12 protein-coding genes are annotated in these 10,589 nt (G+C 69.0%); 4 read left to right on the top strand and 8 right to left on the bottom strand.

What is annotated here, in order from left to right; translation table 11 throughout:
• Positions 1 to 256: hypothetical protein (locus tag ACT6XY_RS20945; protein WP_444750246.1), on the top strand; the 256-nt coding region annotated here is incomplete at its 5' end.
• Between the two features lie 7 nt (positions 257 to 263).
• Here the strand turns inward: ACT6XY_RS20945 and ACT6XY_RS20940 are convergent.
• The 3 genes from ACT6XY_RS20940 to tlpA all read right to left on the bottom strand — a co-directional run bounded on the left by ACT6XY_RS20940 (position 264) and on the right by tlpA (position 2,036).
• Entirely contained in the window at positions 264 to 590 is a 327-nt protein-coding gene (locus ACT6XY_RS20940) for a 4a-hydroxytetrahydrobiopterin dehydratase (RefSeq protein WP_444750247.1), read from the bottom strand.
• Between the two features lie 268 nt (positions 591 to 858).
• Positions 859 to 1,371: a prolyl-tRNA synthetase associated domain-containing protein gene (locus tag ACT6XY_RS20935; protein ID WP_444750245.1), complete on the bottom strand. Its 513-nt coding sequence runs from the start codon at positions 1,369 to 1,371 to the stop codon at positions 859 to 861.
• Between the two features lie 35 nt (positions 1,372 to 1,406).
• A complete protein-coding gene (gene tlpA, locus ACT6XY_RS20930; protein ID WP_444750244.1) occupies positions 1,407 to 2,036 on the bottom strand; it encodes a thiol:disulfide interchange protein TlpA in 630 nt (209 codons plus the stop codon).
• 32 nt (positions 2,037 to 2,068) lie between these two features.
• Here tlpA and argH point away from each other — a divergent pair, with 32 nt between their 5' ends.
• Entirely contained in the window at positions 2,069 to 3,466 is a 1,398-nt protein-coding gene (gene argH / locus ACT6XY_RS20925; protein ID WP_444750243.1) for an argininosuccinate lyase, read from the top strand.
• Between the two features lie 319 nt (positions 3,467 to 3,785).
• Complete coding sequence (locus ACT6XY_RS20920; protein WP_444750242.1) at positions 3,786 to 4,055, top strand: hypothetical protein; 270 nt, start codon at positions 3,786 to 3,788, stop codon at positions 4,053 to 4,055.
• 173 nt (positions 4,056 to 4,228) lie between these two features.
• On the opposite strand, the gene ACT6XY_RS20915 is transcribed toward ACT6XY_RS20920, so the two are convergent.
• The 3 genes from ACT6XY_RS20915 to ACT6XY_RS20905 form a co-directional block, all read right to left on the bottom strand.
• Positions 4,229 to 5,464, bottom strand: a complete 1,236-nt coding sequence (locus ACT6XY_RS20915; protein ID WP_444750241.1) for an argininosuccinate synthase — start codon at positions 5,462 to 5,464, stop codon at positions 4,229 to 4,231.
• Between the two features lie 77 nt (positions 5,465 to 5,541).
• Positions 5,542 to 6,288 carry a phosphatase PAP2 family protein gene (locus tag ACT6XY_RS20910; RefSeq protein WP_444750240.1) on the bottom strand — a complete coding sequence of 249 codons (747 nt, stop codon included), beginning with the start codon at positions 6,286 to 6,288 and terminating at the stop codon, positions 5,542 to 5,544.
• Between the two features lie 74 nt (positions 6,289 to 6,362).
• Positions 6,363 to 6,974 (bottom strand): septation protein A, encoded by a 612-nt coding sequence (locus ACT6XY_RS20905; protein ID WP_444750239.1) that lies wholly within the window; start codon positions 6,972 to 6,974, stop codon positions 6,363 to 6,365.
• 95 nt (positions 6,975 to 7,069) lie between these two features.
• On the opposite strand from ACT6XY_RS20905, the gene ACT6XY_RS20900 reads away from it, so the two are divergent.
• Positions 7,070 to 7,768: a fumarylacetoacetate hydrolase family protein gene (locus ACT6XY_RS20900; protein ID WP_444750238.1), complete on the top strand. Its 699-nt coding sequence runs from the start codon at positions 7,070 to 7,072 to the stop codon at positions 7,766 to 7,768.
• 56 nt (positions 7,769 to 7,824) lie between these two features.
• Here ACT6XY_RS20900 and ACT6XY_RS20895 read toward each other — a convergent pair whose 3' ends face one another.
• Positions 7,825 to 8,373 carry a YcxB family protein gene (locus ACT6XY_RS20895; protein ID WP_444750237.1) on the bottom strand — a complete coding sequence of 183 codons (549 nt, stop codon included), beginning with the start codon at positions 8,371 to 8,373 and terminating at the stop codon, positions 7,825 to 7,827.
• A 152-nt stretch (positions 8,374 to 8,525) separates the two neighbouring features.
• Positions 8,526 to 10,589, bottom strand: a 2,064-nt coding sequence (infB, locus tag ACT6XY_RS20890; protein WP_444750236.1) for a translation initiation factor IF-2, incomplete at its 5' end; no start/stop codon positions are given.

The following is a 10,589-nucleotide window of genomic DNA, read 5'->3' as shown; positions in this document are numbered from 1 at the left end:
GCCTGCGGCCGCCGCGGCCACGTGCCGCACGCTCGACATGGAGGTCGCGCCGGAAGGGGCGACGCTGGTCGACGCGCCGCTCGGGGGCCAGCCGGTCGTGCGCCTGGAGGCGGGGGAAAAGGTCCAGTTGCGCCAGGTAATCGACATGGGGCCCACCCGGCTCCTGGAGGTCGAGGTGCCGGCACGCTCGGCCCGGGGCTTCCTCGGCGAGCGGGAGGCCCGCCTGCCGCCGATGACCTGGTCCTGCGACCGCTGAAGACCCGTCAGATCCCGGCGATCTGGTCCATGGCCCGGGCGAGCCGGATGTCCTTCTGCGTCAGGCCGCCGGCGTCGTGGGTGGAGAGCGTCACCTCGACCGTCTTGTAGACGTTGAACCATTCGGGGTGGTGGTCCATCGCCTCGGCCGCGAGCGCGGCGCGGCTCATGAAGCCCCAGGCCTCGGAGAAGTCGCGGAAGGCGAAGCGGCGGGTGATGGCGTCACGTCCCTCCACGGCGATCCAGCCGGGAAGGGAGGCCATGGCCTCGCGTCGCTCGTCCTCGGTCAGCCTGCCGGTCATGCCGTTCTCCCGCTCGTCGTCGCGCCCCCGCAGGTCCCGCCGGGCCAAAAAAACGGGCCGGCGCAAAAGCGCCGGCCCGCACGTTCGCGTCGGAGGGGATGACCGAACGTTTCCATCGGCAGGGCCGATGGCGCTCGACGGATCGGACGGCCCCGGGGGGCTGGGGGGCTGAAAAGTCCGGGGCAGCGCCGACCACGTCGAGGCAACGGGTTGAAGCTCGTCCCGCCTCTTGACCCCAGAGGGGCCGAAATGGGGCGGTACCATGGCATGTCTCACCGCCGCGTGATCGCCGGCTCGTCCGTCAGGCGGGCGCGCTGCACGGCAGGATCAGGGGCTCGTGCCCGGTAGCGGAGAGGAAGGCGACGAGGTCGCCGCGGGCGATGGAGGTGGTCGCCGTGTTCTCGAGCGGGTGATAGTTGAGGATCTCGTGCTGCATCATCGCCGCGTCGAGGATCACGGTGACGCGGCCCGCGGTGTCAGCGATGGCGCCGAAGGGCGTGACCGAGCCCGGTTTCACGCCCCAGACCTCCTCCAGCAGCTCGCCGGAGCCGAAGGACAGGCGGCCCGAGGCGCCGATGACCTCGTGCAGGCGCTTCAGGTCGATCACCGCGTCGCCCAGCGCGACCACGAGGAAGAGCCGGCCCTTCTTGTCCTTGAGGAAGAGATTCTTGGTGTGGCCGCCGGGGATCTGCTCCTTGACGTGGCGGCTCTCTGCCACCGTGAACACCGCCTCGTGCTCGTGGGTCGTGGTGGCGATGCCGAGCCGGTCGAACAGGGCGAAGAGGGCGGCGCGGCGCGCGGCAATGTCGGTCATGGTGGGTCTTTGGCGGATCTTCGCGGGGTCTGCAGTCAGGTGCCGAGGGCGGCGCGGATGAGGCGCATGGCGTCCTCGCTGGCCCATTCGGCGGGACCGGCAAGGAAACCGAGCTCGCACCCGTTGGCGTCGATGAGGAGCGTGGTCGGCATGCCGAAGGCTCGGCCGGCGGCCTTCAGGTCCTGGAAGATGCGGGCGGAATGATCGGAATAGTTCGCCATGTGGCGAATGCCGTTCTCGGTGAGCCAGGTGGCGGCGCGGTCGGGGTTGCGGGTATCGATGTTGACGGCGACGACCTCGAACTTCTCGCCGCCGAGGGTCTGCTGCAGGCGATCGAGGGCCGGCATCTCGTGGCGGCACGGCGCGCACCAGGTGGCCCAGAGGTTGAGGAGCACGGCGCGGCCGCGGAAGTCGGCGAGCCGGAGCTCGCGCCCGTCGGGCGCCTTGAACGCAAGGTTCGGCGCGATCATCGGCGCCTCGGTGACCTTGAAGGCGGCCAGTTCGCCGCGCGCCAGCGGCATGAGGCTGCCGGCCACCGTGCGCGCCGCGTTGCAGGCCTGCGCGGACGCATTGCGTGCCGGCCCGCCTGTCCAGTAGAAGGCCACAGCGCCGGCGCACAGTCCGATCAGTCCTGCCGCGAGGATGGTCATTCTGGCGCGGGACAAAGCGACTTCCTTCTTCCTTCGGGGACGAGACGATGACCGAAGCCGACAAAGCCGGCAATTCCATGTGGGGCGGCCGCTACGCCTCGGGTCCGGCCGCCGTGATGGAGGACATCAACGTCTCGATCGACTTCGACAAGCGTCTGTATAGGCAGGACATCGCCGGCTCGAAAGCCCATGTGGCGATGCTGGCCGAACAAGGCATCGTGAGCCGCGATGACGAAGCCGCGATCACCAAGGGCCTCGACCAGGTTCTCGCCGAGATCGAGGGCGGCACCTTCACCTTCAAGCGCAGCCTCGAGGACATCCACATGAACGTGGAGGCGCGGCTCGCCGAGATCATCGGCGCGCCGGCCGGGCGCCTGCACACCGCCCGTTCGCGCAACGACCAGGTGGCGACCGATTTCCGCCTGTGGGTGCGCGACGCCGCCGACGGCCTCGACGCCCAGCTGAAGGACCTGCAGAAGGCGCTGGCGGAGAAGGCCCTCGCCGAGGCCTCAACCGTCATGCCGGGCTTCACCCACCTGCAGGTGGCCCAGCCGACCACCTTCGGCCACCACCTGATGGCCTATGTGGAGATGGTCGGGCGCGACCGCGGACGCATCACCGACGCCCGCCGGCGGCTCAACGAGAGCCCGCTCGGGGCCGCGGCGCTCTGCGGCACCTCCTTCCCCATCGACCGGCACATGACGGCGGCTGCCCTCGGCTTCGACCGGCCCACCGCCAACTCGCTCGACTCGGTCGCCGACCGCGACTTCGTCATGGAGGTTCTGGCGGCGGCGACGATCACGGCGGTGCACCTCTCCCGCCTCGCCGAGGAGATCGTCATCTGGTGCTCCTCGCCCTTCTCCTTCGTGCGGCTGTCGGACGCCTTCTCCACCGGCTCCTCGATCATGCCGCAGAAGCGCAACCCGGACGCGGCGGAGCTGGTGCGCGCCAAGGTCGGCCGCATCCTCGGTGCCTTCAACGCCATCGTCGTGGTGCTGAAGGGCCTGCCGCTGACCTATCAGAAGGACATGCAGGAGGATAAGGAGCCGACCATGGACGCGCTCGCCTCGCTGTCGCTGGCGATCGCCGCGACCGCCGGCATGGTGCGCGACCTCGAGGCCAACGCGCCGGTGATGAAGCGGGCCGCCGGCCTCGGCTATTCCACCGCCACCGACCTCGCGGACTGGTGCGTGCGGGCCCTCGGCATCCCCTTCCGCGAGAGCCACCACATCGCCGCCCGGGCGGTCGGGGCCGCCTCGGCCAAGGGCGTGCCGCTGCACAAGCTGACGCTCGCCGACATGCAGGCGGTGGACCAGCGCATCACGGCGGACGTGTTCTCGGTGCTGTCGGTGGCGAAGTCGGTGGCGAGCCGGGTGAGCTACGGCGGCACCGCGCCGAAGAACGTGCGCGCGCAGGCGAAGCGCTGGCTGAAAAAGCTGGGGTGAGCGACCAGGCCGGCCCAAGTCCGGCACTTTAAGGACGAGGGCCCCACCCGCACCCTCCCCTCGCTTGCGCGAGGAGAGGGGGACTTCGACGTATCATTGTCTCGTCACGGTCGAGCCAGGCGCGAAGGTCGAAAGCCCAGCGCGAGGTGGAAGTCCCCTCCCCTTGCTTGAGCAAGCGGAGGATGCGGGTGGGGCATGGTTGCCTGGTGCGGCGCCCGCCAAAAAAACCCGAAACCCCGTCGAACCTTTTTCCCGCCTCCCGACACCCATGGTCATGCCGCCGCGACACGCCGCGGCCGTGAAACGGGGGAGGCGATCCATGTTCAACCAGTTCGAGATTCGAAAGTCGGCTCTCACGCTCCTTGCTGCCGCAGCCATCTCGACGGTCGCAGGGATCGCCTCCTCCGCTCATGCCTCCTCGCTCGCCGCGAGCGCCCGCCTCGCCGGCCCGGCGCTCTCCGCGCAGAGCGAATACGGCACGCACGAGGACGCCGCCGGCACCGGCCACCGCCTCACCCGGCCGGCCAACCGCTTCCACGGCTTCGTCGGCACGCCGGGCCCGACCACGGGCACGCACCAGGGTCCGTGAGCCCTGTCCCGTTCCGGACATGAAAAAGGCCGGGTCGCCCCGGCCTCGCACGTGCAGCCCACCCCGCGCCGTCATGGCCGGGCTTGACCCGGCCATCCACGACTTGAACACGAGGGTGCAGAAGACAAGTCGTGGATGCCCGGCACAGGGCCGGGCATGACGACCTTCCGCCCTCAGAGTCCCATCTTCTTCTTGCGCTGGGCGAGGGTGCGCAGACGCAGCGCGTTCAGCTTGATGAAGCCCTGGGCGTCGCGATGGTCGTAGGCGACGGCGCCCTCCTCGAAGGTCACCAGCTCCTTGTCGTAGAGCGAATAGGGGCTCTCGCGGCCGACCACGATGACGTTGCCCTTGTAGAGCTTCAGCCGCACCGTGCCCGTCACGTACTGCTGCGACTTGTCGATGAGGCCCTGGAGCAGCTCGCGCTCGGGCGAGAACCAGAAGCCGTTGTAGATGAGCTCGGCATATTTCGGCATGAGCTCGTCCTTCAGGTGCGCCGCACCGCGGTCGAGCGTGATGCTCTCGATGGCGCGGTGGGCCATGTAGAGGATCGTGCCGCCGGGGGTCTCGTACATCCCGCGGGACTTCATGCCGACGAAGCGGTTCTCGACGAGGTCGAGGCGGCCGATGCCGTTGACCTTGCCGAGCTCGTTGAGCTTGGTGAGGATGGTGGCCGGGGACAGGGCCTGACCGTCGATGCCGACGGCGTCGCCCTCCTTGAAGTCGATGGTGATGTAGGTCGCCTTGTCCGGCGCGCTCTCCGGGCCGTCGGTGCGCGAATAGACGTAGTCCGGCACCTCGACGGCCGGGTCCTCCAGCACCATGCCCTCGGAGGAGGCGTGCAGCAGGTTGGCGTCGACCGAGAAGGGCGCCTCGCCGCGCTTGTTCTTGGCGATCGGGATCTGGTGCTGTTCGGCGAACTCGATGAGCTTCGTGCGGCTCGACAAGTCCCACTCGCGCCAGGGGGCGATGACGGTCACATCGGGCTTCAGGGCATAGTAGGAGAGCTCGAAGCGCACCTGGTCGTTGCCCTTGCCGGTGGCGCCGTGGGAGACGGCGTCGGCGCCGACGGCCTCGGCGATCTCGATCTGGCGCTTGGCGATGAGCGGGCGGGCGATGGAGGTGCCGAGGAGGTAGAGGCCCTCGTACATCGCGTTCGCCCGGAACATCGGGAAGACGTAGTCCTTCACGAAGGTCTCGCGCAGGTCGTCCATGAAGATGTTCTCGGGCTTGATACCGAGGAGCAGCGCCTTGTCGCGCGCCGGGCCCAATTCCTCGCCCTGGCCGAGATCGGCGGTGAAGGTGACCACCTCGCAGCCATAGGTCGTCTGCAGCCATTTCAGGATGATCGAGGTGTCGAGGCCGCCGGAATAGGCGAGGACGACTTTCTTGACGGACTTCTGCGCGGCCATGAGTGGGTTTCCAGGGCGGTCGGAGGGGGTTGCGTCGGCTTAAAGAAGCCGCGGGCAAGAGGCAAGCCGCACCGGTATCAGGCGCGCGTGCCGAAGAGCCGCCGGACAGGCGCGCCGAGGGCTGCGAGGCGGGCGGCGAAGGCCTCCTCGGTCGGTGCCCCCGGCCTGCGGTAGAACCAGCGGTAGCCGAAGGCGACGACGAGGAGGGTGAGGAGCGTCGCGATCAGCGTGTCGGAGAGGAAGTGGCCGCCGAAGCCGATGCGCAGGCCCGATACGACGACCGTATAGGCGCCCGCCGCCGCCAGCAGCGGCAGCCGGGCCGGCGGCGGGGCGAGGAGGGCGGGAGCCACGAGCCAGGCGGCGCCCGAGGACTCGCCGGAGACGAAGGAGCAGTTGGTGCGGCAGCCGGTGCCGTCGCCGGGCTGCCACCAGGGCGTGAACCGCCAGGGGCCGCCGAGTTCGGTGACGTGGACGGGGCGCGAGCGGTCCCAGACCTCCTTGAAGACGCCGTTGACGAGCAGCACCGGGGCCGCGGTCACGGTCAGGAACAGGAAGGCGGCGGCGCGGGCCGACATGAACTGCCGCGAGGCCGGCAGGAGGATGTGCTGGATCAGCGAGACGAGCGCGGCGATGCCGAGCGCGATGGTCGGCCACATGCTGACCCGCCGCAGGAAGGCGGCGGTGCCGTTCTGGCCGAGCCAGAAGCCTTCGGCCGGCGTCCAGAACCAGCGCGCCACCGCGAGGTCGGCGCCGGGAAAGATCGCGATGGCGGCGATGGCCACGGCGAGGACGAGGAGGACGGCGATGAACAGCGTGCGGACCACGGGGTCTTCCGGGCGAAGGCGGGAGCCAAGCTTCTAGCGGGGCGGCGCCCCGGGGCAAAGCGCGGGGACGGGGATCAGGGCGCCTTGCCGGCCTCGGCACCGGCGTCGTGGCGCATGATCAGCGGCATCTGCGCCATGGCGAAGATCATGGTCAGCGGCATGATGCCCCAGACCTTGAAGGCGACCCAGAAATCGGTGGTCTGGGTGCGCCAGACGATCTCGTTGAGCGCCGCGAGGACGAAGAAGAAGAAGGCCCAGCGCCAGGTGAGCAGGCGCCAGCCCTCGTCGGTGAGGGTGAAGACCGAGTCCAGCACCAGCTTCAGGACGTTGCGGCCGGTGAGCCCGGCCCAGACCAGCACGGCGCCGAACATCGTGTTGACGATGGTGGGCTTCAGCTTGATGAACAGGTCGTCGTGGAGGATGAGCGTCAGCCCGCCGAAGACGGTGACCACGACGGCCGAGACCAGCGGCATGACCGGCAGCTTGCGGATCAGCGTCCAGGTGACGGCGAGCGAGGCGAGGACCGCGACGACGAAGATGCCGGTGGCGAGGAACAGGCGACGGTCGGGAGCGAAGCCGAACCAGCGGTCGCCATAGGAGTTGACCAGGAAGAAGATCACCAGCGGGCCCATTTCCAGGGCGAGCTTGGCGAGGGGGGCGAGTTCGCGTTTTTCGGTATGCGTCATCAGCCTTCAAGCCATGGACAAATCGTCGCGCGAGTTTAGCTTGCGCGCGGCGTCGAGACCACCGTGATCCGACGCGACCGTGCTGGAGCGCCAATTTGTCCTACGTCTTCGAACCCGCCGCCCGCCCCGCCCTCCCCATCGTCGGCACCGACAAGGTGTTCCCGGTGCGCCGCGTCTATTGCGTCGGCCGCAACTACGCTGCCCACGCCCGCGAGATGGGCGGTGACCCGACCCGCGAGCCGCCGTTCTTCTTCAACAAGGCGGCCGACGCGCTGCAGCCGGTGCCCCACGGCGCGACGGTGGACCATCCCTATCCGCCGAAGACCGCCAACTATCACTTCGAGCTCGAGATGGTCGTGGCCCTCGCCAAGGGCGGCAAGGACATCCCGGTCGACAAGGCGCTCGATTGCGTCTTCGGCTATGCCGTCGGCCTCGACATGACCCGCCGCGACCTGCAGGACGAGGCGAAGGCGCTGAAGCGCCCGTGGGAGCTCGGCAAGTCCTCCGACCTCTCCGGCCCCGTCGGCCCGCTCTACCCGGTTTCGCAGGTCGGCCAGAAGCTGAAGGGCCCGATCTCGCTGACGGTGGACGGCGTGGTGAAGCAGAAGGCGGACCTTTCCGACATGATCTGGTCGGTGGCCGAGCAGATCTCCTTCCTGTCGACCTATTTCGAGGTCTGCCCCGGCGACGTCATCTTCACCGGCACGCCGGACGGCGTCGGCGCGGTGACCCGCGGCCAGACCATGGTGGCGGCGGTGGACGGCCTCGGCGAGATCAGCCTCAAGGTCGTCTGACGCGTCAGACCTGACGTTCGAGGGGCGCGGTGGCCGGAAGGCTGCCGCGCCCTTTCCTATCCGCGCACCGGCGGCGCCGGCAATCGTTCGGTAACGAAGGCGAGGAGCCCGTCCCAGTCTCCGCCTGCGAGACCGCGCCTCGGCAGCGTGATGGCCTCCAGCTTGCCGATGAAGATGAAGAGACAGTCGTCGGTGACGACGCTGTTCCTGACGGCGCTCCAGGCGAAGCGGCCGCTCCAGGCATCGACGTTCCAGGAGACGCCCTCGGCATCGACGCTCACCGCGACCGGGCGGTCGGCGGCGGCATAGCGCGAATAGACCCAGCGGCCGATGCCGTGCTCGAAGAGAATGTCGACCAGCGCGACGATCACGATCAGCACGAAGACCCACTGGACGATGTCGGTCGTCGCCACGGCTTGCCGGGACGCCGACAGTGCGCCGAGCCACCACAGCGTCGCCATGAAGAGCCCGGTGACGAAGGGATAGCGCAGCCAGCGGCCATGGCCCCTGAGCCAGCCCAGCCGCTCGCGGGCGCGCAGCAGGGCGCGGTAGTCGGCGAAGGTGCCGTCATAGGCGAGACGGAACACGGGGTCCTGGCCGGTCATGCTCCCGTCCGATGCTTGCTGCGGCCCGTGTCGCGGCCGGCCTGGTGGATCACTTGGGTCTCTGTCGCGCCGGGGGCCCCGATGGGTTCAACCACCCGGCAAAGAAAAGGCGGCCCGAGGGCCGCCCTTTCCGATCACGGGATGCGAGGGCATCACAGCGAGCGCTTGATCTCCTCGACGCGGTAGCACTCGATGATGTCGCCGGCGCGCATGTCCTGGTAGCTCTCGAAGGCCATGCCGCATTCCTGGCCGACCTGGACCTCCTTGACCTCGTCCTTGAAGCGCTTGAGCGTCGAGAGCTTGCCCTCGTGCACCACCACGCTGTCGCGGATGAGGCGGACATTGGCGCCACGCTCCACACGGCCGTCGGTGACGCGGCAGCCGGCCACCTTGCCGACCTTGGTGATGTTGAACACCTCCAGGATCTCGGCGTTGCCCAGCATGGTCTCGCGCAGTTCGGGCGCGAGCAGGCCGGACATGGCGGCTTTGATGTCGTCCACCAGGTCGTAGATGATGTTGTAGTAGCGGATCTCGATCCCGGCCTGCTCGGCGGCGGCACGCGCTTCCTTGTGGGCGCGCGTGTTGAAGCCGATGATGACCGAGCCGGCCGTCTGGGCGAGGCCGACATCGCTTTCGGTGATGCCGCCGACGCCGGAGAGGATGACGCGGGCCGCCACCTCGTCGTTGCCGAGCTTGGCGAGAGCGCCGACGATGGCCTCCACCGAACCCTGCACGTCGCCCTTGATGATCAGCGGGAATTCCTTCTTGCCCGCGCCGGCCTTGAGCTGGCTCATCATGTCGGCGAGGGACGAACGACCGGCGCCGAGGCGCGCTGCCGCCTTCTCCCGCTTCAGGTTGGAGCGGTAGTCGGTGATCTCGCGGGCGCGGGCCTCGTTTTCGACCACCGCGACACGGTCACCCGCCTCCGGAGTGCCGTTGAAGCCGAGGACCTCGACCGGAACGGAGGGACCGGCACCGTCGGTCGACTCGCCCTTGTCGTTGATGAGGGCGCGCACGCGTCCCCACTCGGCGCCGGCGACGATGATGTCGCCGGGATGCATCGTGCCGCGCTGGATCAGCACGGTGGCGACGGGGCCGCGGCCGCGGTCGAGCTTGGCCTCGATGACCGTGCCCTCGGCGAGGCGGAAGGGGTTCGCCTTGAGCTCGAGCACCTCGGCCTGCAGCTGGATGAGCTCCAGCAGCTTGTCGAGGCCCTGGCCGGTCTTGGCCGAGAGCTCGACCTCGAGCACGTCGCCGCCGAGGCTTTCGAGCTGCACCTCGTACTGGAGGAGGTCGGTCTTGACCTTCTCGGGACGGGCGTCGGGCAGGTCGATCTTGTTGATCGCCACGATCAGCGGGACCTTGGCGGCCTTGGCGTGATTGATGGCTTCCACCGTCTGCGGCATGACCGAGTCGTTGGCGGCGACCACCAGGACGACGATGTCCGTCACCTTGGCGCCGCGGGCGCGCATGGCGGTGAAGGCCGCGTGGCCCGGCGTGTCGATGAAGGTGACGAGGCCGCCGAGCGGCGTCATCACCTGATAGGCGCCGATGTGCTGGGTGATGCCGCCGGCCTCGCCGGAGACGACGTTGGTCTTGCGCAGGGCGTCGAGCAGCGAGGTCTTGCCGTGGTCGACGTGGCCCATGATGGTCACGACGGGAGCGCGACCCTCCAGCATCTCCTCCGGATCCGGACTGTCGAACAGGCCTTCCTCGACGTCGGATTCGGCGACACGGCGGACCGTGTGGCCGAGCTCCTCGGCGATGAGCTGGGCGGTGTCGGCATCGATCACGTCGGTGATCTTGTGCATCGCGCCCTGCTTCATCAGCATGCGGATGATGTCGACCGCCCGCTCGGACATGCGGTTGGCGAGATCGGCGATGGTGATCGTCTCGGGGATCGTCACCTCGCGCAAAATCTTTTCCTTCTGCTCGGTCGGCCGGCGTCCGGTCATGCGCTGGACGCGACGACGGAACGAGGCTTCCGAGCGCATGCGGTCGGAGGAATCCTCGAGCGCGTTGGTCAGCGTCAGACGGGTGCGGCTCGGGGCGTCAGCGGCCGGGCGCTCGGGGCGGGTCGCGGGTGCCGCGACCTTGCCACCGGGACCGCGGCGAACGCCGCGCGGACCGTCATCGTCGTCTCCCGCGGTGCGGGGACGGCCGGCGGAGGGCGGACCGGACCGCATCGGGCCGGCACCCTCGGGACGGGTCGGGAT

This window comes from Phreatobacter sp. (assembly GCF_052440005.1).
GTDB lineage: Bacteria > Pseudomonadota > Alphaproteobacteria > Rhizobiales > Phreatobacteraceae > Phreatobacter.
The sequence above is the reverse complement of the archived record's forward strand: the minus strand, read 5'-3'. Positions and strand labels throughout refer to the sequence as shown.

What these genes read in the sequence shown, in the direction of transcription:
- ACT6XY_RS20935 (WP_444750245.1), bottom strand. Translation starts at nt 1,371, where the DNA reads ATGACCGACATTGCCGCGCGCCGCGCCGCCCTCTTCGCCCTGTTCGAC.
- argH (WP_444750243.1), top strand. Translation starts at nt 2,069, where the DNA reads ATGACCGAAGCCGACAAAGCCGGCAATTCCATGTGGGGCGGCCGCTAC.
- ACT6XY_RS20920 (WP_444750242.1), top strand. Translation starts at nt 3,786, where the DNA reads ATGTTCAACCAGTTCGAGATTCGAAAGTCGGCTCTCACGCTCCTTGCT.
- ACT6XY_RS20915 (WP_444750241.1), bottom strand. Translation starts at nt 5,464, where the DNA reads ATGGCCGCGCAGAAGTCCGTCAAGAAAGTCGTCCTCGCCTATTCCGGC.
- ACT6XY_RS20905 (WP_444750239.1), bottom strand. Translation starts at nt 6,974, where the DNA reads ATGACGCATACCGAAAAACGCGAACTCGCCCCCCTCGCCAAGCTCGCC.
- ACT6XY_RS20895 (WP_444750237.1), bottom strand. Translation starts at nt 8,373, where the DNA reads ATGACCGGCCAGGACCCCGTGTTCCGTCTCGCCTATGACGGCACCTTC.